Origin of the sequence: Micrococcoides hystricis, assembly GCF_042434215.1 — a bacterium.
Lineage (GTDB): Bacteria > Actinomycetota > Actinomycetes > Actinomycetales > Micrococcaceae > Micrococcoides > Micrococcoides hystricis.
In genome coordinates, this window is the sequence record NZ_JBHLUB010000030.1 from 129,021 (window position 1) to 154,402 (window position 25,382).

Below are 25,382 nucleotides of genomic sequence, written 5' to 3' on the forward strand. Positions count from 1 at the left end.
CTCTCGATTCGTGTTTCATCACTGGCCTTGAAAAGGTGGTTTAAATCACTATGCAACCGGTTGCAGTGATGTGTCAATACGACTCTTCAAATTCAGAGCGCGGGGTTTCAACCGATTCGGGGCAGAAAGAAGACCTCCCCCACTGAAAATTCAGCGGAAGAGGGCCAGTGGAAGGCGGCGACTAGCCCGCGGCAACCTCCGCCGTCGGCGGCACCTCAGTCTTGCGTGGGATGAAGGAGGACACGTAGATCAAGACGATGCCCAAGGCAAGTTGCAGGAAGTTAATGTCCTGGAAGTCAAAGAACTCGGCGACGATCACGGTGTTCGCGGTTTCGGCTTCGATGCCGAGTTCTTGCAGCGTGGTTTGGCCGGTTTGCTTGGTGAAGAACGGGGCCAAGATCGACACTACGATGCTCAAGGCGCCCAGAACGAGTAGGCTGACGCGGGCGAAGCTGGTGTTCGGCTTGTTAGCCAGCACGCGGATCGCACCGATGGCTAGCAGGATGATGATGGCTAACATAAGCGTAATCTGGGCGCCTTCGGCGATAGCCAGATAGGCGGTGGTCAGTTGCAGAGGCTCGACCCCGTGGACTAGGTAGGTGGTCGAGGGCTCGGCGAAACCGCCTGGGTCTCCGGGGATCGGGATCGACTCCGGTTCCGCGCCGGGCATGGCATGGCCCTCAAGCATATTGATATGCATCTCGGTGGACGTGTGCGGGTTGAAGACGCCCTTCTCACTGAAAATCAGCAAAGCATAGATGAGAGTCTCGAAAGCTAGCGTCACCGAAGCGATGAGCGCGATAAGGGCGATCACCTTGTGTAATGGTCGGTACGGCGGGACGGTGGTCTGCTGGATCGTCATGATAAGAGGTCCTTCGCTGTTGTAGGGCGCCCCTTCTGATTCCAAGGTTAGACCTCAATTACCGATACGTCACCAGTTCAGGCACTCCTGAGATGCGGAAAAGCCGAACTGTTGTGGTTTCGTGATCTCGTCAGGATTGTTTCGCGTAGGTCCACAAGGCGACATCGAGCAGACGTAATGGTTCGGTATCTAGCACTACTTCATTTTTCGAGGGTATCTTCCGGATCTTTTCGAGCAAGGCAGCGAGCAGTTCTTGCACTTGCGTGTCGCGCAAGATGTGTCGAAACAACAGCCAATCTTCTCTGTAGTCTCGTTGTTTCTTGCGGTCCAAATAGGCACACACCACCGAATCACGGATCGGGAAGAGGTCCGGGCGTTTGCGGGCTACAAGCTTGCTCGACGTAGCCATCATCCTTGAACTCTTGTTGCCGGTTAGCCCCGTTCTCACCGCTATGTAGAACTCCTCCATCTTGTTGAAGTCCGTGGGAGTTGTGTCTTCAAGTCGTACAGCAGGCAGAGCCCCGAGCTTGTCACTAATATTCGTGCTGAGTTCCTCAGTATCGAGGATCCGTCTAACCATGTTGGCAGGTGTTCTTACGCTAAGCAGACGGACTGCGAACAGATCTGTTGCCGTAATGCGCTCAGGATCGTTTGGTTCCAGACTTAGAAACGAATGTCCAACATTTTTCGTAGTGACATCGTAGTGTTCTGCCATCCGCTCGGGAGTTCCCTCGTCCTTGAGGGCCTTGAGAGTTTGCGTTAGTCCATGACTGAGAAATTCTTCTGATACATCCGGGAATCCGTTTTCCGATGCTGCAGCCACCAGTGTCTCCGTGTATTTTCCGCGCTGAACCGAACCTGATTCAACCCAAGTGCCCCTAAGACTAAGACACCGACACATCTATGTCGACGAATGGCTCTAGGTCCGTTCCGATAGATAGGAACCGAACTGTCGTGAGGGGTGAATCTGCCCTATGATGAAGCAATGAATTTCCGGGAATGTGCTGCCGAGCTTCTTGCCGCTCGTCAGGATTTTGGGATTGACGGTTCGTTGCACACCATCCAAGTGGTGGCTAACCGCTTACAACAGCAGTTTGGATTCGCTGAGCTGCCCCTGACCAATGCCCCGATATCCCTGTTCGAGGCTGACCCGGATGTTCGCGCTGATCGCGTCTCCAAGGTGTTGTCACTGGTGGACGCCCGTGCAGTCCAAGAGCTGCTGGATGAGGCGGTCCGCGAGCGCGTGCGACAACACTTCTCGGTCTCACTCATCAACTCTTTTGGGCCGACCAAGCGATGGTTCGGATTGCAGGAGCGCCGCAAAGCTTTCGCCGAGCGAGTCGCTCAGGAGCATGAGGATGGCCGGCGCATCACGGTTGTGTTTGAGGACGACCCGTCTGAGACGTTCGGGTTCGCGAACTTTCAGGTTTACGGGCACAGCCAATACCTGCGCGAATACATTTGGGCGTTGACGGGGATCATGCCCACCACCATCGGCTCCCCCGCCAATGAACACTACCGTCGCTGCGCCCAGGAAGACGGCGACTAAGGCTTTTTGCAGCTGATTTGGTTTTCAGTGCACACCTTGAACCATTGCGTGCACGAAGGCTAAATTGCTCTCGAATCGCGTCACCGCCCTGTGATTGACTTTCGGCACATTAATAGCTCAGTCCTTCTGGAAAGAAGCAGAAAGTCAAGGTTATGTCTGACCCGCAAAACACTCTCGCCCGTGACAAGTTGGGCGTTAGTGGCATCGTATTTCTTGTCCTGGCCGCAGTCGCACCTGTCACCGTCCTCGTCGTCGTTATCCCCCTGGCCACAGCACTTGGTAATGGCGGCGGGGTGCCGATTGCCATTCTTCTGGTGGCGCTCGCGCTGCTGCTCTTCGCGGTCGGCTACGCGCAGATCACCAAGGAACTGACGAACGCGGGTGGTTTCTACGCCATCGCGGTGCGCGGCTTGGGCCGCATTGCCGGCCTGATTACCGGTTTGATCGCGACCATTGGCTACAACGCGTTTGTTGCTGGTGCGCTGGGCACCATCGGATTCTTTGCCGGGATGGTCGTCATGCCGGAGCTGTTCGGCTTTGAGGTCGACTGGTTCCTCAGCGGCGTTGTCCTCTTTGTGATCGTGTTCTTCTTGGCCCGCTCCGGTATCGCAGTTAGCGCCGTGGTGCTGGCGATTGCGCTGGTCTTGGAAATCCTGCTGGTGTTCGGTTTCGCTCTCGCGGTCATGATCCAGACCGGTCTGGATCCGGCCATCTTCACCCCGGAGATCGTCACGGGCGGTTCGCTGTGGATTGGTCTGCTCTTAGCGGCCACCGCATTTATCGGCTTTGAAGCGACGGCGCTGTTTGGTGAGGAAGCCAAGGAGCCGCGCAAGACCATTCCTCGGGCCACCTACGCGGCGATCGTCATCATTGGTTTGATGCACGCCTTTGCCGCTTGGGCAATCGTCAGCGCCGTGGGGTTGAAGGAAGCCCAAGGCGTCGCGCTGGAGCACCTGGAAGACGGCGACCTGACCCTGATGGTCATTGGTGACTACCTTGGGCCGATCGGTGTGATCACCGCGCTGGTGCTGGTGGTTGTGAGCCTCTTTGCCGCCCAGTTGGCGTTCCACAACTCCGCCGGTCGTTACATCTTCGCGTTGGGCCGGGCCCGGGTGTTGCCGAGCTGGCTTGCTAAGACGAACGCCAATGGTGCCCCGGAACGGGCACTGTTGCTGAACCTGTTGTTCGCCATCGTGGTCGCGGCGTTGTTCCGGTTTATCTTCCCTGATCTGCCGTCGATCCTGACGCTGGTGCCGGTCGGTCTTGGCTTCGCCACTTTGTCCATCATGATCGTGCAGGCTATCGCGGCCATCTCCGTGGTGTCCTACTTCCGGAAGAAGAAGGATCCTCGCTGGTTGAGCACGTTCGTCGCCCCAGGGTTAGGTTTCTTGGCGCTACTGCTGTTCAGCATTATGGCGCTGGTGAACTTCCCGACCGTGGCCGGATCCGACGAGCCGTACGTGCTGGTTCTGCCGTGGCTGCTGTTGATCGCCATCATTGGTGGCATCATCCACGGGCTGTATCTGAAGTCGAAGCGCCCAGACATCTACGTCGGGCTCTCGGACGATCTTGAGCAGTTCGACGAGGAGCTGGCCCAAGCTCAACGTGAGGACGCCCCGGAAGCCCGGGTCTAACCATGGCAGCGGCTAGCTTGGATCTGCCCGAGCGTGTCATCGTCACCGGTGGCACCTCGGGGATCGGCCGGGCGTGCGCCGAGCTGTTCGCTGCAGCTGGCTGCGGTGTCGGCATCATTTCTCGTTCACAGCAGCGGGCAGATGCCGTCGCCGCTGAGCTAGCCGCAACAAGTTCTGGAACTGTTTTCGTTGCTGCTGCGGATGTGGCAGATGAGACCGGGATGCAAGCGGCTATCGATCAGCTCGCAGGAGAACTAGGCGGCGTGGATGCCCTGATTGTTTCGGCCGGGATCGCCGGTGAGACCGGGGCGTTGCTCGGAACGGCCACCGTGGATGGTTTTCGCCAAGTCATGGAAACGAATGTGGTCGGGGCGTTCATCGCGGTGAACTGTGCGCTGCCCTATCTCACGGAGAGCCCGGACGGCAGCATCGTTTTGCTTGGCTCGGACTCCGGCTTCGTCGCCGTGCCGGGCATGATCGCCTACAACGCTTCCAAGGGGGCGATCGTGCAGCTGACGCGAGCGCTGGCCACCGAGGCGTGGGAGCGCCGAGGCATTCGAGTCAACAGCGTGGCTCCGTCCATCGTTGATACGCCGATGGCCCGGCATGATTTGGGCGATGAGCTCATGGATGATCCGCCCTTCCCGCTGCAATCCCCACAGGATGTGGCGTGGTCCGTCGCCTACCTGAGCAGCCGCCAAGCTAGGGCTGTCAATGGGACCACTTTGCTCAGTGATTTTGGTTTTGCTGGCAGGTCCTCGTTCCCAGCCTGATCGGAAGGAAACACATGTCTGAGAAGATCCCCCACCGTGACACCGCCGAAGCGGCGCTGAAGGCATTCGGGTTGCTGCCCCAGGCGCGGATCGACTTCGTCAAACAACGTGAGAACACCGTCTTCAAGGTCACGGACGGCAAGGACGAATATGCCCTGCGGGTTCACCGTCACGGTCACCGGCATGACGATGAGGTCCGTTCCGAGATCCTGTTCATGGAGAATCTCTTTGAGCAGGCGCTTCCCGTCTCCCAAGTGGTCCGCACGGAAGCTGGTGAACCCTTCGCGGTGCTGCCAGATGGTCAAGGACGGCAGGTACAGGTTGATCTGCAGCGCTGGGTTCCGGAGTCGGCACAGTTCGATGACTCGACTCTGACGTGGCAGGGTCAGGGCGTGACCACGGTGGAGGATTTCACTACGTTTGGTCAGCTCTGTGGCCGATTCCATCGGGCCTCGGCACGCACCCCACGGATTCCCGGGTATCGCCGTGATGCGTGGGATCTGCAGGGGCTCACCGGTGATGCTCCCCTGTGGGGCGTGCCCTCACGTTTAGCTACGGACCCAGCACAGGCCCAAACTTTGGCCGAAGCGGACACGTTCATTGCCGAGCGGCTGACTGAGCTCGGCACATCCGCTGATGTTTACGGCGTGATCCACGCGGACTTCACACCGGAGAATGTGTTGCGCTCCCCCACCGGTCTGACACTGATCGATTTCGATGACTTTGGCGAGGGCTGGTGGGCCTTCGATCTGGCTACGATCTTGTTTTGGTACTCCCAGCATCCGCGCTACGAAGAGTTCAAGATGGCCTTGTTGACCGGATACCGAAAGTATTTTGAACTGCCACAGCAGGCGGTCAGTACATTAGATGCCTTGATCGTGGCCCGCGGCATGACCTATCTTGGGTGGGCGGCAGACCGGCCCACCGACCAGACCAGCGCATTCCTAAAGGCAGCCGTGCTGCCAGTGGTGGTGCGCATGGCAGAATCTCTCCTCTCGACTGGACGGATCCGAAAGGTTCACCCATGACGACTCCTTCATCTGACGCGCTCCTGCAGCGCCGCTACCAGACACTGGGTGAATACTCGCCCCTGTTCTACGATGAGCCACTGCATTTCACCTCTGCCCAGGGCACGTGGCTGACCACCGCAGAGGGGGATCGCTACCTAGACGGATACAACAATGTCCCTCAGGTGGGGCACTGCAATCCGCGCATCGTTGAGGCCGTAGCGGCCCAGATGGGCACCTACAACGTGCATTCGCGCTACCTCAACGACGTATCCGTAGAGTATGCCGAGGAGTTGTTAGCCACCTTCGATGAGTCGCTGGACCGGGTCTACTTCACCAATAGTGGTTCGGAAGCGAATGATCTGGCCCTACGGATCGCCCGCAAGTTCACTGGCAACCGCGGCGTGATTGTCACCGACTTCAGCTATCACGGCAACACCACGGCACTGGCGGAGCTGACGACCGGGCTGGCTGTTTCCGAGGCTCGCCCCGACTACATTGGCACGATCACGATCCCGGATCTCGATTTCGCCGATGGAGCAGCAGAGAGCGACCTCCGACAGCAGGCACTGGAACAGGTGGACGCTGTCATCGAAGAACTCGAGGCGGCAGGACATGGTCTGGCCGCGATTCTCTTTGATCCGGTGTTCTCCACCGAAGGGTTGCCACGCCTCCCGGAAGGATACATAGACGGGCTGCTGCAGCGAGTCCGTGCCGCCGGTGGAGTCGTGATCGCCGATGAAGTCCAGGCAGGATTGGGCCGACTCGGCGCCTACTGGTGGGGTCACCAGTCGATGGGCATTGTCCCGGATCTTGCCACACTTGGTAAGCCGCTTGGCAATGGTTTCCCGCTCGGCGGTGTGGTCACTCGGGCCGAACTCATGGACAGTTTCAGCAGCGAGAACATGTACTTCAATACCTTTGGCGGCAGCCCAGCGGCTTCGGCGGCGGGCCGCGCTGTTCTGGCAGAGGTCCGCGAGCGCGACTTGTTGGCGCATTCGGCCAAATTGGGTGAAGTGATTAAGCGTCGCCTGCAAGAGATAGCCAATCGGCACCCGGAGATTGCCGTTGCCAAGGGCACCGGATTGTTTTTTGGTTTGGCTCTCCTTGATGCAGAGAAGAATCCGGATCCTCATCTGGCGAAAGCCGTTGTGGAGGGGATGGTCCGGCAGAACATCCTGATCAGCAAAATCGGTCCGGCCGACAATATTTTGAAGATTCGACCTCCCCTGGTGATCACCGAAGAGGAGGTCGATCTCCTGCTGACTACGCTAGAGCGCGTCTTGGACGCGGCACTGGCCCAAGACTGACGCGCGGCGGCTCCACTACTGAGTCTTCAGTTCCAGTGACTGGTCGATCTGCTGCAGCAGCTCATCGGTCAGGGTGTCTTCGTTACCGACGATCTCCACGGCCGTCACGTTGTTGGTGACGGGATGCTGGAAGAACCACCAGCGGCCGACCATCTTGCTGCCATCGTTGGCGTCGTACTCGAAGTCGGTCACGTAGCCTTTCTTGGCGCCCTTGAGGTCTTCATCGCGTCGATTGTTGGCTTTGAACCCTTCCCCGTAGAGGCCACCAGCTTGGGCCAAGCCGAACAGTTCGGCTTCGGCCATATCCGGGTGAGGGGTGTCACCGAAGACTGGGGCCACACGCAGGCGCACCTTAGGGTTGCTCGGATCGTCATCGAGTCCGACCTTCCAGGTCTCGCTCAACCCTTCTGCTGGGGTTTCTTCCCACGTTTCGGGCGCTGAGACGGAGATATCACCGAGCTTCACGGTGCCGTCTGCTTCACGAGTCACCATAGTCTCACCGGTTTCTCCGGTATCCGTCTGCTCGGTGTTCTCTGCCGGGGCAGATGTTTGCTCTTGCGTCTGGTTGGTGGCAGGAGCGCTTTCGGTTGTCACCTGAGGTGATTCTTCGGTCTTGTTCTGCGGTGCTGTGGCACATCCTGTGAGCAGGAGTGCGGCTGCACATGAGAGTGCACCTACGCGGATGGTCAGATTGTTTTTCACGGTCTTTCCCTTCGCTTGAGCAGTACGACCCCCGACCACGCTTCATTCATCAGCGTGGCGCATCTGCACCTTCAATGTGACCCACCCTAGACGAAGGCAGGTGCCGGTTTCATGAAGATGAAGTTATCCGTGTGTGAACCATTTTCTTGGTGGTATCCACCAAATATTTCCTTCAACCCTGATGATGTAGCTCTGTGGGCCGGTTGGCGTGTAGTCTTCCTACAGCTCCTGAAAACACGACCACACAGACGGAGAAGCTGAATGTCCGCCCCTTCCACACTGTCTTTCAACGCCCTCGCCGAGGACGTCCTTGCCGGCTCTTCCGTGACGGCTGACCAAGTTTTGGCGATTTTGCAGGCTCCGGATGAGCAGTTGATGGATTTGGTGGCGGCCGGGGCCCGGTTGCGCCGGGAACACTTTGGCAACCGGGTGAAGCTGAACTACCTGGTGAGTCTGAAGTCTGGTCTCTGCCCGGAGAACTGCAACTACTGCTCCCAGGCGCTGGGTTCCACCGCCCCGATCTTGAAGTATTCTTGGCTGTCCCCGGAGAAGGCTCTGGAGCAGGCCAGCCACGGCATTAACGGTGGCGCCAAGCGGGTCTGCTTCGTGGCCTCCGGTCGTGGCCCGGCCAACCGTGACATCGACCGGGTTGGCGAGATTGTTTCCACCCTGCGGGACGAGCACCCGGACGTCGAGGTCTGCGCCTGCTTGGGTCTGCTCAAAGACGGTCAGGCCGAGCGGCTGCAGGAAGCCGGTGTGGATGCCTACAACCACAACATCAATACCGCTGAGTCGCACCACGAGAAGATCGTGCAGACTCACACCTACGAAGATCGCACCGACACCATCGAGAAAGCCAAGGGCGCGAACCTGTCCCCGTGCAGCGGCTTGATTGTGGGCATGGGCGAAAGCGACGAGCAGCTGGTTGAGGCCCTGTTTGCGCTGCGTGATCTGGACTCGGACTCGATCCCGATCAACTTCCTGATCCCGTTCGATGGCACCCCGCTGGCTGGGACGTGGGAGCTGACCCCGACCAAGTCATTGAAAATCGTGGCGGCGGCCCGCTTTGTATGCCCGGACAAGGAAATCCGGTTGGCTGGTGGACGCGAAATGCACCTGCGTTCGCTGCAGGCCACCGCCCTGCACTTGGCGAACTCCATCTTCTTGGGTGACTACCTGACCTCTGAGGGTCAGGCCGCGAACGACGACCTGGCGATGATCCGCGACAACGGTTTCGTGATCGAAGGCTCCGAAGAGGAACTAGCTGCAGCTTCGACCAAACCTGTGCCACGCAAGCGTGGAGCCGGCACCGAGGCTGCCCCGAACGCCTAACTCATTTGGTTTCATGAGGATGGGCAGTGGGAACCCGTTCTAGATAAACGCACGGCCCATCCACATAGAACCAAATACGAGCCGACCCACCGAGTGTGGGTTTATGTTGCCAACGATCATGTTTGCGACCGTCCCGAGTGATCTTCCCTAGCTCACCCTTGAGTGGATAGTTTCTAGGCGTCTGCTCTAAAGGAGTTTTCGTAAGAAAATCCCACGAGTCTGCAAGCGCATTCCGTTGAGTAGCGCAGAGGTCGCGCCACCCCTTTTCCGCGTCTCGGCTGGCGCACAGTATTTCGTATTCGGATTTCTTTGTCGGTCGCGGAGCCGGACGTTTTTTGGCCATACTTTATGGTCGGTCTAGAGGTATCTCATCCTCGAGCCACTCAACAGGCTCCTGCCCAAGTCCTGCCGCAATAGCGGTTGCTGTCTCTTTCCAGGTAGTGAGCGTAGCGGCCGCTAGGTATGGTTGCTTGGTTGCGAAGGACGCACGAGCTGAGTCAACCAACTCTTTTGCACAAGCTTCCCTATCTTCCTCGGAAAGAGCATGCATCCAGGAAAATCTGTCGGTCATGCGTTCCGTCAGGGTTCCGTTGTCATCGGTCGTCACGGCGATGAGATCAGCGGCAAATTCAAATAATTTTTGTTGCGCATCAGAGTCACGCTCCGTCATGAGGATCAACGTTTCGGCGTTACGTCGGGTGACTCGAACCGGATGGTCTTCGGCTGCGCCGAACACCTCGGCAGAATTTCTACTCAACTCAGATGAGTTGAATTCAGTACGTGTGGTCATTGCAGGCATAGATACATTGTACTTCAGAAGTAATTCTGAACTCCATCCGGGTGGTCCCACTAATTCGTGAGTGTGCGGTTGTAGTCCAGCGCCGTCTTCAACCAGAACTCCAAGATCTCATCATCAGCGACGATAAATTCGTCAACGCTGACCCAGCCCGTGCCCATGCTGCGCCCCTCACCCATTTCAGCCTGACTCGCCTCTTCCCGGCGCAGCAGCTCTGCCTGGTCTTCTGGACAGACATGGACAAGGAGTTTGCCGTCTCGACCCGCGCTGACGGCCAGCTTCTCATTCACCATGAAAGCTCTGCCACCGAACATGGTGACCTCGCGGACGGACACGTCCTGAGGTAATGCTGCCCGGATACGCTCGAGGAGTCTGTCTTGCATGCTGGCCACCGCGCTCTCGGCTACTCGTTGTGTAGGGTCAGCGTACTCCCGTACGTGGACCAGCGGTAGGCTTTGAGCAAGATTCGTCGGCAGCGGGTTCTACCGGGTCTAGAGTAGAAGGTATGGAACGTGTAGTGCTGCTTGATGCTCGAGGCAATCCGACCGGTTCAGCGGACAAGGCAACTATTCACACCGCTGATACCCCACTGCATCTAGCGTTCAGCTGTTACCTGCTCAACGACTCCGGCCAGTTGCTCCTCACCCGCCGGGCGCTTTCAAAGAAGACCTGGCCCGGGGTGTGGACCAATAGTTTTTGCGGCCACCCGGCACCGGGCGAAGAGGTCTTTGACGCAATCCGCCGCCGCGCCTACGAGGAGCTCGGCACCACTGTCGAGGACATTCAAGTGGTACTCCCGAAGTTCCAGTACCGGGCCATCGATGCCAGTGGGATTGTCGAGAATGAGATCTGTCCGGTCCACCTAGCCCGAATTAGCTCCGATCTGGCCCCCAATCCGGAAGAAATCGCCGAATGGGCTTGGGCCGACCCTGCCGCGGTGATCGATTCAGTCACGAACACCCCGTTCGCGTTTAGCCCTTGGCTCGTGGAACAGCTTCCTGACGTGGCACCAGCTTTGCTCGAACTGTCCGAACAGGCGCGTGCCCAGTGAACCCGCTGATGCCTATGGTTCTTCACGCGGGGATTCGCCCAACCAGTTTGCGAGAAGACCTGATGGGATTCCTCGATATCACCGGGCCCTTCCTCTTTTATTTGGTCGTGTCCGGTCTGGTTTTTGCGGGAACTGCCCTGTTTTTGGGTGTGTTTATCCCCTTCGTCACCGGTGACACCCTGCTCTTCGCCGCCGGTCTGATCGTGGCGGCCAACGACCAGCTCAATATCGTCATTCTGACCGTCTGCGTGGGCATCGCCGCGTTCCTCGGGGACCAAGTCGGCTACGTGATCGGGCAACAGACTGGCAAACAATATCTGGCCAAACGTCGCGGCAAACGCGTGCAACAGGCGGTCCACGCGGCCGAACGCTTCTACGATCGCTACGGCTGGTGGTCTGTGGTCATTGCTCGCTTTGTCCCGTGGGGGCGGGTATTCATCCCGGTGATCGCCGGGGTCGGTCGGATGAACTACGCCAAGTTCATCAGCAGCAACATCGTCGGCGCGCTCGCCTGGGGCGTGGGTCTGAGCCTGATTGGCTTCTACTCCGCGTCCATCCCCGGAGTCAAGAACGCCGCGTACGTCATCGCAGCCTTGGTGTTCTTGATGTCGGTCATCGCCGGAATCCGCACCTATCGGGAGGACCGCAAAGAACGCCTCCGGCAGGCCGAACTGAAGTCTTAGGCGCGGTGGCCGGCCGCCCACGCCTGGGTCCGCCACGGGCTCTGGCTATCCTGCAGCAGCCAGTCGATGGCCTTGCGGTAGGGCTTGTTCCCGCGCCGGGAGAAGTTCTCCAACCCGACCACGTAGCTGCGCCCGTACTGCTCCCAGCTGTCAAAGTTAGCCGCGGCCTGTGTGCCCAGCACGGCCGAGTATCGTTCAGCCGACGCTTTGTCGATCATGCCCAAGTTGCCGGCCCACCGGACGAGGTTGGCAAAGCGTGCCACATCGAAACCTAAGCCGAAATCTTCATCCTGCGGGTTCATTGGGCTCAATGTTTCCAGCGATTTCAGGGTGTTCTGAATGGTCTTGTGGGCCTGCTCGGAGTTGCGCACACCCCAGTCACGGCGCATCAGCCCACGCAGCATGGCGTGCTGGACCGTGGACCCAAATCCAAAGTAGGCCTGATCTGGTGAAACGCCGGTGCGGTTGGGGAACCGGTCCATCTCCATGCGCGCGTAGGGCGCGGCCAAGGCGGCCGAGAACCGTAGCCACGGGTCCTGCTGGATTGGCGCGTTCTTGGTCCCCGGACCGGAGGCGTACTCCTTGGCGCGTTTGCCTCGAATCGTGAATGCCACCGTGAGAACGACAATGCAGAAGACGATGACCGCCGCAAACAGAATCCCGACGAACATCCACTGATCTGGCGCCATGAGGCTGCCCCCTTTCACAAAAAGATGTTCTGACAGTACCATCCGGTTCGAGGCAATCAGGACAGTTCAACCCAAACGTGGGCACAGCAGTTTTACTACTGAAAAGTACGTCGGATTTGACGGCCCGTTCACGTCATCCTGGGTTACATTTCTGCGCAAGCATCGGGCCTTCGTGACGGGCAAAAGCAAGCTTGCTGTGAAAGTCAAGGGCTAACCGGAAATGAAAGTAGCCTGTGCCACCATGAATGCAGTGAACCTACCGCCCCTACCGACCGGGGCGACCGCCTACTGGAATGCCGCCCCGGGCCGCGGAGAGCTACTGACACCCTGAGCCTGTTTCAGGTTTTCGGTTACCTGTACTTGCTGGTCTCCGGGGTTCTGACATTGCGCGCTCTTTTCGACGTGTTACGTCGACGCAGCGGGGCACGTTAAACCTAAGCTCGGGATATGAAAGGCTTGGGTTTACCCTCGGACATGAAAGCAGCGTGTTCAACCATGGATACCGTGAACGATCCGCAAGTAACGACCGACGCAACCGCATATTGGACCATCGAACCACGCACCGGTGAACTCCGACACGAACAACTCCCCCAGCCGGGAGTCGACGAGGCCCGCGTGCGCACCCTGTATTCGGGTATCAGCCGGGGCACCGAAAGCCTTGTCCATGCAGGAGATGTGCCGGAATCTGTCGCGGACATCATGCGTGCACCCAACCAAGTCGGGAGCTTCCCTTTCCCCGTGAAATACGGGTACTTGAACGTCGGTGTGGTGGAAGACGGCCCGGACAGCTGGCTGGGTCGACGCGTGTTCAGCCTGTTCCCCCACCAAGATCAGTACATCGCACCCCTAAGCTCTCTGACCCGGCTGCCGGATGAACTGCCAAGCCGGCGGGCGCTCCTCGCTGGAGCTGTCGAAACGGCCATCAACGCTATCTGGGACAGTCCGCCGCTCTACGGCGACCGGATCGCGGTGGTCGGCAGCGGTCTGATTGGCGGGTCTGTCGCAGTTTTGCTCAGTCAGTTCCCGGTGGAGCGCTTACAGATTGTGGACCCGGACCCCGCGAAAGAACATTTCGCGCAGAAACTTGGCCTGCGGGCCGAATGGGTGCACCCTGACGACGCTCTGGAAGACTGCGACGTTGTTTATCACGCTTCGGCTTCCGAGTCCGGCCTGGCGACTGCGCTGAGTCTGCTCGGTGTAGAAGGCGAAATGGTCGAGTTGTCCTGGTACGGCGAGCGCACCCCTCAAGTGCCTCTTGGCGCGAACTTTCACGCCCGCCGACTGACTATTCGAGCCAGCCAGGTCAGTCAGGTCGCAGCCGCCCGGCGAGCCCGGAAAACTGCGGCCGATCGGATGGACCTTGTGCTCACCGCGCTGGAGAACCCGGTGTTTGATGAGCTGCTCGGCTCGGACCACAGCTTTTGGCAGCTGCCGGACGTGATGGAGCGGTTGCATAGCTCCACCCCCAGTGGTCGTCTTGAAATTGTTGATTACGAAACCACCTAAGGAAGATCGATGTACCGTCTGACCGTCAAGAACCACGTGATGATCGCCCACAGCCTGCCTGACCCTTACTTCGGGCCGGCAGCTGAGCTGCACGGAGCCACGCTTGTGGTGGAGGTGACCTGGCGTCGCCACGAACTGAATGAACATGCCGTCGTCATGGACATCGGTGAAGCGACCAGCATGCTCGAGGAGACCCTCTCCACGATCCGCTACAAGAACCTCGACGATCATGAGGCGTTCAAGGGTAAGCTCAGCACCACCGAAGCGATCGCCACCTACATCAGTGAAGACTTGCGCACCCGCTTTGATGAGTCCGAGTTCGCAGGTCTAGAAGTGCTGCTGCGCGAGAACCCAGACGCGTGGGCCTCCTACGACGTGGATTTCGCTTAGACCGGTTTCCATGAGCTTCACGTTCGTCGTCCCAGCTGAGTTACCCGGTCCCAGCGGTGGGACCGTGTACAACGAGTCGATGATGCGTGCGCTCACAGACCTTGGCGAGAACGTCCACCGGCAAGACATCTCTGGGCTCTGGCCGGACCCGGGTCACGAAGCCCACGCCGAGCTGGCCTGCGGGCTTGCGCCTAGGGGTCACTACCTCGTGGACGGAATCATCGGGTTGGCGGCGCCGGAAGTTCTCGCTGATGCCCAGGCCGACGGCAGCAAGATCCATATCTTGGTGCACTCGCTGCTCAGCGACACCTTTTTCGGAGAAGACCCGTCCCGGGACCACGAGTTCGCTCGGCACCAAGAAGAAGCGCTGCAGCTGGCCGATTCGGTGATTTGCACCAGCAGCTGGGCGCAGGCAATGGTTGAGGATCGTTACCGGCTAAACCATATTCACAGCGTTCTTCCCGGGACAGATCCGGCTGCGGTGGCCTGCGGTTCCCAGCCACCAAGGATCTTGATGTTGGGCTCGCTGACGCGGGTCAAGAACCAACTCGTTGCCCTTCAGGCCCTGACGCAGCTGACCGATATCCCTTGGCAGGCCAGCCTAGTGGGTTCGACGGACAGCGATCCGGAGTATGCCCGCGCGGTGCAGGAATTCATCCGCGACAATTTCGCTGCCGGCCGCGTTCAGCTTCACGGGGTGCAATCCGGCGCAGAGCTGGAAACGATCTGGCAGGCAACGGATCTGCTGGTGTTGACCTCGACCACGGAAACCTACGGCATGGTGGTCACCGAAGCTTTGGCACGCGGCATCCCGGCCATTGTCCCAGCCAACACCGGTGCAACCGAAGCGTTGACCGGTTCTGCAGAAACAGCTTCGACGGCTGACGATCTGCCCGGTGCGATCCTTGATCCATCTGATCTAGAGACCCTAGTCCAAGTACTGCGGACCTGGTTACTCGACACCATGCAACGGCACCTCTGGCGAGCAGCAGCCCTCCAACGCAGAGACGAACTTCGCTCGTGGACCACCGCGGCACGCGAACTGAAGGGACTGATCCACGGATGACACAACTTTTCCAACGAGCCGCACACGATTGGTTGACGCTGCGCCAGAAACCCGACGCCCGCGCTCGCGAGCGCGCACGCGACCTCATCACCACACTGAATGAGCATTTCGCGGATTCAACCGAAATCACGATCCTAGATTTGGGTGCAGGCAGCGGCGCCAACATGCTCTGGTTGTCCCAACATCTGCCCACGCCTCAACGGTGGAGACTAATTGATCGGGACGCCGAGCTCCTCGAAGCCGCCCAGCATGTGCAGGCACCCCCGCATGTTCTTGGCGTGGAGGCAGAATTGCGCAGTCTCGATGAACTGACCGTCGACGAAGTCAGCGAGGCAGACCTAGTAACCGCTTCTGCTGTCTTGGACGTGCTCTCCTTTGCCCAATTGGACGGGCTAGCCGACCTTCTCTCTCACGCGCAGGTTCCAGCACTGTTCAGCCTAAACGTCACCGGTAAGGTGGAGTTCTCCCCTGATGAGCCGCTCGATCATGAGCTGACCGAAGCGTTCAATGAGCACCAACACCGATCGGGACTGGCCGGACCGCAAGCCGCCACCTACCTGGCCGAAAAGCTTGAGGCGGCGGGTCTCCGTGTTTTAACCGCCGACACCGACTGGCTTGAAGGGACTAATTCCCGAGAGCACCAGTCCGATGAAGCCTTCGTAGATCGGTACCTGACTGAACGGGTCGCCGCCGCGCTAGAGCAACGCCCAGATTTGGCGGAGGACGCGGCCGCGTGGCTGCGCCAACGACAGACACAGCTCAGCCAAGGGACATTGACGGTCCGAGTTGGGCACCACGACATCCTTGTGCTGCCTGCATGATCGATACCCGGAAGGTCCTGTTTAGCCTCCTGCAGATCGCCGTCACAGTCGGATTGCTAGTCTGGCTTATTCGTTGGCTGGGCGTCGGCCCGTTTCAGGAAGCAATCAGTTCCTTGACCGTCTTCTCCGCCGTGGGTGCTCTGGCAATCGGCACAGCTGCGACGCTGGTGCAGGCCCGTCGCTGGCGGTTGATATCTAGCGGTTACAACATTCACGTGGGGCGCAGAGAGGCCGTGGCGAAGTGCTGGCAGGCAGGGTTTCTGAACTCGATTCTTCCCGGCGGTCTAGCCGGCGATGCGGTCCGAGCTGTTGAGCAACGCAGATCCAGCACGTGGTCCGGCAGCATTGGTTCGGTGCTGGGAGAGCGGCTAGCAGGTACCGCGGTGATGTTTGCGGCTGCGACGATTGCGCTTTACCCCGCCTACCCCAACGTAGGTGTTCTTGCCGCTCTTCTGACGGCGGGCACAGTGCGCATTGCGTGGCCGTCTCTGAAAAGGCTGGTCGGTTCCGTGCGCTGGGAAGTCTTTGGTCTCGCCGCTGCGGGCTGGGTTCTGTTCGCGGCTTTGTTCTTGATAGCCGTGATGACGACCGGCGCCACCGAGGTCCTCACACGGGCGAGTGCATATGAGGTTTTCGCGCTGACGGCGCTGACGCTCGCCGGGATGTCCGTTCCGCTGAGTCTGGGCGGTTGGGGTCCCCGGGAGGGAGCAGCCGCACTGGTGTTTCCACTGTTCGGCTCAAGCCCAGAAGTCGGTGTCGCGGTCGCGTTCAGTTACGGGATTCTCGCCCTGATTTCGGTTCTTCCCGGAGCTTTAGTACTGGTGTACCGTCTGCTGGTTCGGCCAAGACAGAAACTACCGCGTGGCGGAGAAGTCGAAGTCCGTACAGACGTCTTGCCCAAAGCCCATCCGACGGGTGGGAGCCGATAGAGCTTCCGAGAGTTTGTCAGTTCCGGAAAATCTTAGACCTGGCACCCCATCCCCGATCAGCACTGGGGCGCTCGTGACCATCAGCCGGTCGAGCACTTGTGCCTGCACGAAATCAGAGACGGTGACCCCGCCACCTTCGATCAGAACTCGTGTGAGTCCGCGCTCAGCGAGGATCTGAAGAATTTTCGCCGGTGTCAGTTCGGCAGCAGAAGCAACTCGAACCACCTCTACGTGGTCTGCCAAAGTTGAGGGTATTTCTGCCTCTTCTGTGACGATCCACAGGGTCGGTGCAGCCCCATCTGTCAGTAGATTCGATGTTTCTGGCACCCTTGCCTTGGGGTCGAGGATGACGCGAGTTGGGTTTTCACCACTGACAGCACGCACGGTCAGCTGACAGTCGTCGGCGGATACGGTCTGCGCGCCGACCACGACAGCGTCAACGATTGCACGTAAGCGGTGCAGGTGGGTACGATCCTCTTCTCCAGTCACAAAGCAGGCGTCGCCGGTTCGTGACGCGATGAACCCGTCCATGCTTTGACCCAGCTGGGCAATGACAAGCCGTTCTCCGGCCTCTACTAGGGGCCGGTACCACTCAATGAGTGGACCATCTGAGGTGGGCAAGGCCAGCTCGGGTACCGAACCATTTCGCAGGCTTTCCCATACTGGTTCCGACAGGCCCGCAGAGCTGTTCGGGTTGATCACTGCCGTGTCGCGAGGTTCTTGACCGCTCATGAAGTAGGACACCGTCTTTCAAATTCGAAGTTGGGAAGAGTACCTGACGAACTTATTGGGGTAATTGGTGTCCCATCCGATCTCGTTTCGTCGCTAAATAATCCCGATTGTGATCACCAACGCCGACCACCAGCGGCACCAGCTCGGTCACCGTGATCCCGTGTTCCTGGAGCTGACGCTGCTTCTCCGGATTGTTACTAAGCAAGCGCACACTGGAGATATCTAGGTCTTCCAGAATGGCTACGGCGGCGCTGTAACTACGGGCGTCCGCCGGGAAACCGAGTTCAAGGTTTGCCTCTAGGGTGTCTCGGCCCTGTTCTTGGAGCCTGTAGGCCAGAATCTTGTTGGCCAAGCCAATGCCACGGCCCTCCTGCCCACGGAGGTAGATGACCAGCCCACCTTGCTCGGCAATGTAATCCAATGCCGTATCCAGCTGTGGGCCGCATTCGCATTTGAGAGAACCCAAGGCTTCGCCGGTCAAGCATTCGGAGTGGACCCGCAGCAGTGCGGCTCCGTTGGAGTCTTTGAGCCGGTCTTCGGATGGGAAAATCGCGAGATGTTCCACGCCAGCAGGATCCCGGTAGACGAGCATCTGGAATATACCGTGGGACGTTGGCACGGTTGCCGCCGCTACTCTCTGCACTTCACCTGATGCCTCAGGGACGGGCCCGGTTGCCCGATCATCCCCGTGGTCAAAGGTTCCGTTGGCGGAAGCTGAAGGTGACGACACGGTATCTCCTAGGTTTGGAATATCAGAGTGAAGTTTTCGAGTAGTGCATGATCCCAATAGCGGTCTGATAAGACTCAGCTGTCTTACAAATAGCCTAGCCGCACCAGAGCCACACTCACAGAATAATCATCAATGCTTAGTAAATACAGTGAGGCAACTTCGCGTTACGGATTCATAGTGACACCCGGCCTTGAGTCTCGTTGACAATCTGCCACAACGAAACTGGTCAAAAGTGTCGCGGGAGATTCCCACCGAAAGTACGATGGCAATATAGCGTCATCCAATGGAGGCACGGCCGGCACAATATGAGTGTTATCCAAGACAGCATCCGACCGCGCACCAGATTGCCATGGCTGTTCTCGCAATTAGTACTTCTAGTGACCGGGGCTTTCTGCTTGGGCGCCGTTCTCTTGGCCGCAGCTGGAGACAGCGTTTGGACAGCACCGCCGACCGTCGCCATGACCGCCCTACTCGCAGGGCTCGTGCTTCCTGTGCTAGCCGCGTGGAGCGTGCTACGCCGGAGTCCAGTTTTTCTTACGAGCGCTGACCGGTTCACGCTCGGTCGTGGCGTGTTGGCGGGTGGTTGCGCAACCCTGGCGACGCTCGTCGCCGGAGGCATCCTCCCGGCGCAGTCGTGGCTGATCGTCTTCTTGGCGGTCCCAGCAGCGCTGCTCGATGCGGTCGATGGATGGGTAGCTCGGCGTAGCGGAACGTGCAACGCCTACGGTGCGCGACTCGATATGGAAACTGATGCCGCGTTCCTGATGATTCTCAGTCTTCCAGCTGCCTTCGTGGTGGGCCCCTGGGTCTTGTTGATCGGCGCGATGCGCTATCTTTTCGTGGCAGCGTCGTGGTTCCGTCCTGCCCTAAGCGGCACCCTCGAGTACAGTGCTTTTCGTCGGGTCGTTGCTGCCATCCAGAGCATTGCCTTGATCGGAGTCCTAGTGCCGTTTGTCCCGACTTGGCTGGCTACAGTTTTTGCCGGTGCGGCACTCAGCCTACTGCTGATCTCGTTCAGTCGAGACATCTATACGCTCGAGCAAAGTCACGCGAGACAGAAATGACTGGCCAGAGGATACTCACGTGGGTTGCCCACATCGTGGCGATCGCCGTTGGGGTGCTGTTCGTCAAAGAGGGAATCCAAAAGCTGATGGGCGACGCGAACGCCTTGGCTCCGTTTACAGATTTCAGTTGGCCAATATGGTTCGCCTACACGATCGGCGTCATTGAGGTTGCCGGGGCCGCACTGCTGATCTTCCCTAAGACTCGAATCGCCAGCGCAGTTCTCTTAGCAGCCGTCATGATCGGTGCCGCTGCTACGAACATCGCCAACGGGAATGCAGACTACATTTGGCTGAACATAACCCTCTTTGTCGCACTCCTGTTTTTGGTCGGGCAGCGACAAGAAACTCTAAGAAATGCACCAACTGGATAAAAACAATCGCACCAGTAGAAAATGAGAATATTCTTCGTTGCGGCAATTCTCTCGACTCGCCCTTGATGATTTTCAATACCCGCCTCTGAAACATCCGAGGCGAGGGAACCCGACATTCGCTTTAGGGCTCACATAACAACAGTTCGGCTATTTTCCTATCATATTGTGCGCTGACCTGAACGAATCTCGGTTCAAGATGACGGAACGCGGCTTAGATACCAACAAGCTAGAATTCCGCACATGGATGCTTCTGAATCTCTTAGGATAACCATTGCTGATCACTGAAAATGTTACCTTGCCGGAACAACTTGTTACTGCTGCAGCAGCTGGAGAGTTGGTTTTGTTTGTAGGGGCTGGCGCGTCTATGAACCATCCTGCAAACTTACCTACGTTCGTTAAATTGGCGAAAGATACAGCAGAAAATTTCGGCCAGATTTTCAACGCCGATTCGGAACCTGACGCATTTCTCGGTCAGTTAGCTGATCAAGGTTTTTCAGTCCGTGAATGCACGAAGACAATTGTTGGGAATCCCGCGTCCGCTCCCAACGAGACCCACAGAGCCATAATGAGACTGAGTTCGGCTACTAAGAAAATTCGGATTGTAAGCACGAACTACGACGAACTTCTAGAAAAGGCTGCATCAGAACTTTCCGTAGACATAGGCGATGTCTACCATGCGCCTGCTCTCCCGCTCGGTAGGGATTTTACTGGTTTAGTTTACCTTCATGGTCGCGTATCACGGCCGGCCCAAGAACTCGTTGTCACCGATGATGATTTTGGTCGTGCATATCTAACATTTGGATGGGCCAGACGATTCGTAACAGATCTGTTTATGAATAAGACTGTGTTGTTTATCGGCTATAGTCACGGAGATACCGTGATGAACTACTTGGCACGCGGTCTCCCCCCCCCAAACACGCGGCGATACGTTCTTACTCACAGGGCCGAAGACAAGAAATGGAACGAACTCCGAGTCACCCCGATTCAGTACTCCGAGGAGAATTATCATTCGGAATTAGTCACTGTTCTGGACAGCTGGGCACGTCGACTCGAGATGAGACAGCTCGATCATAATTCACGCATAAGAGAAATCGTCACCGGGGGCATACCCGCAATTCCTACAGAAGCCGACTACCTCGCAGCAGCAATCAAATTGCCCGTAGGTGTTCAGGCATTCTGTCGGGAAGCACGGGGAGTTGAGTGGCTCGCATGGGTAGAGCAGCAGCCTCCTTTTATCTGCTTGTTCAAAGCCGGATTTGAGACCACCCACGAAACGTCTCTACTGGCAAGCTGGTTTTCCGACCATTTCGTAAGTCAACCCACCATGACTCACGCAGCGCTAGCCATCCTGGTTAGAAATGGCCCTGTGGTCTCTGAAGTTCTACATACCGCAGTTGCTAGAGCGGTTTATAACATGCGGGAAACAAACCCTGAACTGGCACAAGTCTGGACTGTCATTACGTCCTCGTTTCTTCGCACTTCAGAAGAACTGCCGGAAAACGTCATCCACATGCTTTGCGCTTCACTCCCGAAAGGAGAAACTAGTCTCACGCTCCTCAAAGAGGCTCTCACTCCAAAACTCCAACTGAGTGACCAAGGTTGGCAGGGGCACAGTTGCAGAATAGCGAACGGCATCAGAGTCTCGATCCGATGGCCTGTCTCAGATTTCCATCTTCAGAAGCTCTTAGAACCACTCGAAGACTCCTCACCTCAAGACCTTTCAGCAACTTTGCAAATCCTCGAGCAGAGTCTGTCGCAAAGTTTTCGGATGCTAAATATTTGTTCTGCTCTAGAAACCACAGACACCTGGTCTATACAGAGATCCGCAATAGAAGATCACCCTCAGAATCATGCTAAAAAGTTCGAAGATTCGATTATTGACGCATTGCGTGACTTCAGTTCGAAACTAGTTGAGATCGATTTCACCACAATGGAACGCTGGCTGAGTAATGATCATTCTATTTTCCGTAGACTCGGTCTCTATCTGCTTGCTCAAAATTCTGCTATGGATGTCACCGCAAAATTAGACTCTCTCATTCACCACGCATTGCTTAAAGACAGTTCCTCATGGCATGAAGTGTTCACATTGCTTGAAACTATCGCGCCCGAGCTCGACGAACGCCTGATGTTTAGGTTAATTGAAGAGATCGAGCTCGCTTGTTCTTGTCAGGAGGATTCACCTAGTGACGCGAGATCGAGTGATCGACAAGTTTTTGATTTCTTAGAATGGCTTGCCAGATTCAACAAGTCCTCTGAAGCACTCCGAACCAATCTGGAAGCGATCCAAGATCGGCACCCAGAGTTCGAAGCAGATCCGAATTCAAATTTCCTGTTTTGGATGGAATCCGGAAAGTTCGAAAAGGAGCCATTGCCTTTTACCATGGACGATTTGATAGAAACGTTCGCTTCGAAAGGCCCCGACGAAAGTCTCAGACTTGTCACAGAGCATACCTACGGTGATCATTTTCTTCACGGTCCTACATGGGAAGACGCATGCTCAGAGGTCTCTCAAGCCATTAAGACACACCATCGCTTCGGCATCGCCATGCTCCAAAGCACATGCCAGATTGTTCAGCCGGAGAGACGAAAAACGTTCACTTCCGCAGTCATCAAAGCCATAGGTGCTTCCGATTTATCTGCTGGGGAGACCAATGAGGTCTGCGAAATCCTACTGCCCATTGCAAAGAATCTAAATTTCGCGGAAGAAATAAGCGAGTTTTGTCTTTCAACAGTCCATCCTGGCTCTCAGAGATTACCAGCATCAACGGCAAAAACGGTCGATAAACTGGCAGCAGAGGTTTGGACGCTACATTCACGTAACGCTCCCACCCCTACGTCTAACGACTGGATCACTTTCGGGCTCAATTCTTGGCCAGGAAACATCGCACAGTACTGGATTCGACGGATCCAATGGCGTTGGGAAAAATCGGGTGAGGCGTGGTCTGGACTATCGCTGATCGAAGCTGCGATGGGCAAACAGCTCTTGGACTTCGAAAGAACAGCGACTCCTGGAAGCATTGCAATGATCGCGGTAAATACTCATTTTGTCTTCGGCGCTGACCCAAAATTCACGCATCAGCATCTCTTCCCGCTATTTGATCCCCGGACTTACCATGACGCGTCCAATGTGTGGAGCTGCTATCTTACTCATCCGCGCATCAACGAAGCCATGATTAAGGCCGGGTTTTGGGATTCTCTTACAGGCGCTCATAACCTCATCTCCAAACCTGACTTCGATCCGGGTGTGTCAAATAATTATTGGAAACTCGTTGCTCTGACATGCATTCGGTTTAGGTCCAAAGAGGTCAACCCCTTTGAGTACGTCAAACAGTTAGAAACACCTGCTCCGATTTCTCACTTCATCACGGCACTGAGCCACTGGCTCAATGAAATTGACGAAGTTGAAGCCCGTCACTCTTGGTCCGATTGGATCGCTGACCTGACGAAGAGACGACTTCAATCTGCATTGCCTCTTTCCGAGGAAGAGCGCTCGGCATGGGGAGATTTTTCATTGCACTTACCAGTTTCTATTGCCCGCGAGAGCTTTCAGATTGTGAACTCTGCCCCAGGGCCAATCACTGACAATTCCCGACTCTTCAACCTCGACGAAGAAATGGTCAACCAGATGCCCGACAATCTCGCCGAACACCTCCGACTCCGACTTTTAGTAAGTCATGAATTAGGTTTTCAGACAATTTTCAGGCTCGATGAATTAGTGCCGCGCCTAAAGAGAGCGAACATCAGCCGAGAGGCCCTCGAAGAACTCACCGAATCGGCATTGGAAGCTGGGCATACTAGTGCTTCCAGCTGGCTTGAATCAGACGATGGTAGATAACGCAGGGATGCAAAAATCCCCGGAAGTTTCCTTCCGAGGATTTTTTATCCAAAGTGCGCGAGGGGGGACTTGAACCCCCACGCCCGTGAAGGCACTGGCACCTGAAGCCAGCGCGTCTACCAATTCCGCCACTCGCGCTTGGGACTAGATAACTATAACCGGAAACCAACTCATCCACCTAATCCAGCCCGTAAATGTGATCTGGCACCCAGAAAACCTGAGGATCTGCACCGAAAAGTGGCCTCTCGGTCGGATGATAGTTTCCGATCCCAGTAGTATCGTTCATAAGAGTGTCCATTTTGAAGCTGAAAGGAGTGACGGTTGGGTCTGCTAGATAATCTGGAACGCGGCTTGGAAAAAGCCGTACGCGGATTGTTCTCCGCCGGTCGGGGTTCTGTACAACCGGTCGAGCTTGCCGCCGCCATCCGCCGGCACATGGACAATAACTCCTATGCGCTGTCCGAAGTACGCACGGTGGCACCGAATGTGTTCACCGTCCGGTTGAGCGAAACCGACTTTGAGAAAGCTCAGCAGTGGGGCACCACGCTGGCCGAAGAACTCTGCGATGTGGTGATCGACCACGCCCGCGCGAACGGCTATACCCTGTACGGGGCCATCCGCGTCTCCTTTACTCAGGATCTTGAACTGCGCCGTGGCAGCTTTGAAATCGACACCGCTGTCGAGAAGGGTGATTCGCCCAAGGCTGCGACACCATCCGCTCCCCCGGCCCCGGCTGCCCCGAAGCAGGCTCCGACCCGCTACGAACCAGTGTTGGAGATTGACGGCCAGCGCCACGGACTGGGGTCCTCGGCCATCACGATTGGTCGCGGCGACGACGCCGACATCACCGTCAATGACACCGGTGTGTCCCGTAAGCACTTGCAGATCAGCCCCTCCGGTGGCGGCTGGCAGGCCAATGACCTGGGTTCCACCAACGGCACCTATTTGAATGGCGAGCGCCTGAACACCCCGACCACCCTCCATGACGGTTCCGTGCTCACCTTGGGCCGTACCCGGGTTGTGTTCCGCCAGGTCCCCATCAAGGCAGGTCGTGCATGAGCGATCTCGTCGTCTTCCTCCTTCGTGCTGGGCTGCTCATTGTGATGTGGCTGCTCATCATCGCGATCGTTTCTTCTCAGGCCAAGGATCTGCAGCTGCGCAGCATTGGCCCGCGCGTACGCAAAAACGGCAAGGGTGCCGAACCGCGCACCTCCACCCCCGCAGCCGCCTCCCCTGCAGTACAGGCCCCCGCCAAACAGGTCCCACGCCTGCTGGTGATCACCGCCGGCAAGATGGCAGGCACGGAGATCCCGCTGAATAACGCGCCGATCATGATCGGCCGCTCCGAAGAGGCTGACCTGACACTCTCGGACGACTACACCTCCGGTAAGCACGCCCGGCTATTCCCGCAGGGCTCCCGCTGGTTCCTCGAGGACCTCGGATCCACCAACGGCACCTACCTCAACAACCAACAACTCACCCGCGCCATGGCTGTGGAGCCCGGCGCCTCCATCCGGATCGGTAAATCCATGATGGAGCTGAGGGTCTAA

General features: G+C 57.4%; 25 protein-coding genes, 1 tRNA gene and 1 pseudogene. 18 read left to right on the forward strand and 9 right to left on the reverse strand.

Features of this window, described 5'->3' with window-relative positions:
- Window positions 1-181 precede the first annotated feature (181 nt).
- Both ACFFFR_RS08610 and ACFFFR_RS08615 read right to left on the reverse strand, forming a co-directional pair.
- Window positions 182-862: a hypothetical protein gene (locus ACFFFR_RS08610; protein ID WP_377459597.1), complete on the reverse strand. Its 681-nt coding sequence runs from the start codon at window positions 860-862 to the stop codon at window positions 182-184.
- 130 nt (window positions 863-992) lie between these two features.
- Window positions 993-1,685 carry a DUF6308 family protein gene (locus ACFFFR_RS08615; protein WP_377459599.1) on the reverse strand — a complete coding sequence of 231 codons (693 nt, stop codon included), beginning with the start codon at window positions 1,683-1,685 and terminating at the stop codon, window positions 993-995.
- 162 nt (window positions 1,686-1,847) lie between these two features.
- On the opposite strand from ACFFFR_RS08615, the gene ACFFFR_RS08620 reads away from it, so the two are divergent.
- From ACFFFR_RS08620 to ACFFFR_RS08640, 5 genes are all read left to right on the forward strand, one after another.
- A complete protein-coding gene (locus ACFFFR_RS08620) occupies window positions 1,848-2,411 on the forward strand; it encodes a hypothetical protein (RefSeq protein WP_377459601.1) in 564 nt (187 codons plus the stop codon).
- Window positions 2,412-2,563: 152 nt separating this feature from the next.
- Window positions 2,564-4,045, forward strand: coding sequence for an APC family permease (locus ACFFFR_RS08625; protein WP_377459603.1), 1,482 nt, complete (start codon window positions 2,564-2,566; stop codon window positions 4,043-4,045).
- 2 nt (window positions 4,046-4,047) lie between these two features.
- Entirely contained in the window at window positions 4,048-4,818 is a 771-nt protein-coding gene (locus ACFFFR_RS08630) for an SDR family NAD(P)-dependent oxidoreductase (protein ID WP_377459605.1), read from the forward strand.
- A 14-nt stretch (window positions 4,819-4,832) separates the two neighbouring features.
- Window positions 4,833-5,846: a phosphotransferase enzyme family protein gene (locus tag ACFFFR_RS08635; RefSeq protein ID WP_377459607.1), complete on the forward strand. Its 1,014-nt coding sequence runs from the start codon at window positions 4,833-4,835 to the stop codon at window positions 5,844-5,846.
- A complete protein-coding gene (locus tag ACFFFR_RS08640; RefSeq protein WP_377459609.1) occupies window positions 5,843-7,135 on the forward strand; it encodes an aspartate aminotransferase family protein in 1,293 nt (430 codons plus the stop codon). Before ACFFFR_RS08635 ends, ACFFFR_RS08640 begins: the two co-directional genes overlap by 4 nt.
- 15 nt (window positions 7,136-7,150) lie before the next feature.
- On the opposite strand, the gene ACFFFR_RS08645 is transcribed toward ACFFFR_RS08640, so the two are convergent.
- Window positions 7,151-7,837: a hypothetical protein gene (locus ACFFFR_RS08645; RefSeq protein WP_377459611.1), complete on the reverse strand. Its 687-nt coding sequence runs from the start codon at window positions 7,835-7,837 to the stop codon at window positions 7,151-7,153.
- Between the two features lie 261 nt (window positions 7,838-8,098).
- On the opposite strand from ACFFFR_RS08645, the gene bioB reads away from it, so the two are divergent.
- Window positions 8,099-9,169 (forward strand): biotin synthase BioB, encoded by a 1,071-nt coding sequence (bioB, locus tag ACFFFR_RS08650; RefSeq protein WP_377459613.1) that lies wholly within the window; start codon window positions 8,099-8,101, stop codon window positions 9,167-9,169.
- A 346-nt stretch (window positions 9,170-9,515) separates the two neighbouring features.
- Here bioB and ACFFFR_RS08660 read toward each other — a convergent pair whose 3' ends face one another.
- Both ACFFFR_RS08660 and ACFFFR_RS08665 read right to left on the reverse strand, forming a co-directional pair.
- Window positions 9,516-9,959 (reverse strand): prevent-host-death protein, encoded by a 444-nt coding sequence (locus ACFFFR_RS08660; RefSeq protein ID WP_446686101.1) that lies wholly within the window; start codon window positions 9,957-9,959, stop codon window positions 9,516-9,518.
- A gap of 59 nt (window positions 9,960-10,018) precedes the next feature.
- Entirely contained in the window at window positions 10,019-10,348 is a 330-nt protein-coding gene (locus tag ACFFFR_RS08665) for a TfoX/Sxy family protein (RefSeq protein ID WP_377459618.1), read from the reverse strand.
- A gap of 122 nt (window positions 10,349-10,470) precedes the next feature.
- On the opposite strand from ACFFFR_RS08665, the gene idi reads away from it, so the two are divergent.
- The gene (gene idi / locus ACFFFR_RS08670; protein ID WP_377459620.1) at window positions 10,471-11,016 is read left to right on the forward strand and encodes an isopentenyl-diphosphate Delta-isomerase; all 546 of its coding nucleotides are present in this window, start codon (window positions 10,471-10,473) and stop codon (window positions 11,014-11,016) included.
- A gap of 62 nt (window positions 11,017-11,078) precedes the next feature.
- The gene (locus ACFFFR_RS08675) at window positions 11,079-11,699 is read left to right on the forward strand and encodes a DedA family protein (protein WP_377459622.1); all 621 of its coding nucleotides are present in this window, start codon (window positions 11,079-11,081) and stop codon (window positions 11,697-11,699) included.
- Here ACFFFR_RS08675 and ACFFFR_RS08680 read toward each other — a convergent pair.
- Entirely contained in the window at window positions 11,696-12,388 is a 693-nt protein-coding gene (locus tag ACFFFR_RS08680) for a DUF1266 domain-containing protein (protein WP_377459623.1), read from the reverse strand. The genes ACFFFR_RS08675 and ACFFFR_RS08680 overlap by 4 nt on opposite strands.
- A 495-nt stretch (window positions 12,389-12,883) precedes the next feature.
- Between ACFFFR_RS08680 and ACFFFR_RS08685 the strand changes: the two genes are divergently transcribed.
- From ACFFFR_RS08685 to ACFFFR_RS08705, 5 genes are read left to right on the forward strand one after another with little or no spacing between them, the layout of a single operon-like run.
- A complete protein-coding gene (locus ACFFFR_RS08685) occupies window positions 12,884-13,894 on the forward strand; it encodes a zinc-dependent alcohol dehydrogenase (protein WP_377459625.1) in 1,011 nt (336 codons plus the stop codon).
- Window positions 13,895-13,903: 9 nt separating this feature from the next.
- Window positions 13,904-14,284, forward strand: coding sequence for a 6-pyruvoyl trahydropterin synthase family protein (locus tag ACFFFR_RS08690; protein ID WP_377459627.1), 381 nt, complete (start codon window positions 13,904-13,906; stop codon window positions 14,282-14,284).
- A 10-nt stretch (window positions 14,285-14,294) separates the two neighbouring features.
- Complete coding sequence (locus tag ACFFFR_RS08695; RefSeq protein ID WP_377459629.1) at window positions 14,295-15,350, forward strand: glycosyltransferase family 4 protein; 1,056 nt, start codon at window positions 14,295-14,297, stop codon at window positions 15,348-15,350.
- Window positions 15,347-16,171 (forward strand): methyltransferase domain-containing protein, encoded by an 825-nt coding sequence (locus ACFFFR_RS08700; RefSeq protein WP_377459631.1) that lies wholly within the window; start codon window positions 15,347-15,349, stop codon window positions 16,169-16,171. Before ACFFFR_RS08695 ends, ACFFFR_RS08700 begins: the two co-directional genes overlap by 4 nt.
- On the forward strand, window positions 16,168-17,100 hold the full coding sequence (locus tag ACFFFR_RS08705; RefSeq protein WP_377459633.1) for a lysylphosphatidylglycerol synthase transmembrane domain-containing protein: 933 nt from the start codon (window positions 16,168-16,170) through the stop codon (window positions 17,098-17,100). Before ACFFFR_RS08700 ends, ACFFFR_RS08705 begins: the two co-directional genes overlap by 4 nt.
- Here ACFFFR_RS08705 and ACFFFR_RS08710 read toward each other — a convergent pair.
- Both ACFFFR_RS08710 and ribA read right to left on the reverse strand, forming a co-directional pair.
- Entirely contained in the window at window positions 17,026-17,832 is an 807-nt protein-coding gene (locus ACFFFR_RS08710) for a RibD family protein (protein ID WP_377459635.1), read from the reverse strand. The genes ACFFFR_RS08705 and ACFFFR_RS08710 overlap by 75 nt on opposite strands.
- Window positions 17,833-17,884: 52 nt before the next feature.
- Window positions 17,885-18,499, reverse strand: a pseudogene (gene ribA / locus ACFFFR_RS08715) (GTP cyclohydrolase II); the annotation flags it as partial.
- Between the two features lie 440 nt (window positions 18,500-18,939).
- Between ribA and ACFFFR_RS08720 the strand changes: the two are divergent.
- The 3 genes from ACFFFR_RS08720 to ACFFFR_RS08730 all read left to right on the forward strand — a co-directional run bounded on the left by ACFFFR_RS08720 (window position 18,940) and on the right by ACFFFR_RS08730 (window position 23,832).
- Window positions 18,940-19,626 carry a CDP-alcohol phosphatidyltransferase family protein gene (locus ACFFFR_RS08720; RefSeq protein WP_377459637.1) on the forward strand — a complete coding sequence of 229 codons (687 nt, stop codon included), beginning with the start codon at window positions 18,940-18,942 and terminating at the stop codon, window positions 19,624-19,626.
- Window positions 19,623-19,997 carry a DoxX family protein gene (locus ACFFFR_RS08725; RefSeq protein WP_377459639.1) on the forward strand — a complete coding sequence of 125 codons (375 nt, stop codon included), beginning with the start codon at window positions 19,623-19,625 and terminating at the stop codon, window positions 19,995-19,997. The genes ACFFFR_RS08720 and ACFFFR_RS08725 overlap by 4 nt, the downstream gene beginning before the upstream one ends.
- A gap of 271 nt (window positions 19,998-20,268) precedes the next feature.
- Window positions 20,269-23,832: an SIR2 family protein gene (locus ACFFFR_RS08730; protein WP_377459641.1), complete on the forward strand. Its 3,564-nt coding sequence runs from the start codon at window positions 20,269-20,271 to the stop codon at window positions 23,830-23,832.
- A 54-nt stretch (window positions 23,833-23,886) separates the two neighbouring features.
- On the opposite strand, the gene ACFFFR_RS08735 is transcribed toward ACFFFR_RS08730, so the two are convergent.
- A tRNA-Leu gene (locus ACFFFR_RS08735) sits at window positions 23,887-23,970 on the reverse strand.
- A gap of 183 nt (window positions 23,971-24,153) precedes the next feature.
- Between ACFFFR_RS08735 and ACFFFR_RS08740 the strand changes: the two genes are divergently transcribed.
- Window positions 24,154-24,891 carry an FHA domain-containing protein gene (locus ACFFFR_RS08740; protein ID WP_377459642.1) on the forward strand — a complete coding sequence of 246 codons (738 nt, stop codon included), beginning with the start codon at window positions 24,154-24,156 and terminating at the stop codon, window positions 24,889-24,891.
- Window positions 24,888-25,382 carry an FHA domain-containing protein FhaB/FipA gene (locus ACFFFR_RS08745; protein WP_377459643.1) on the forward strand — a complete coding sequence of 165 codons (495 nt, stop codon included), beginning with the start codon at window positions 24,888-24,890 and terminating at the stop codon, window positions 25,380-25,382. Before ACFFFR_RS08740 ends, ACFFFR_RS08745 begins: the two co-directional genes overlap by 4 nt.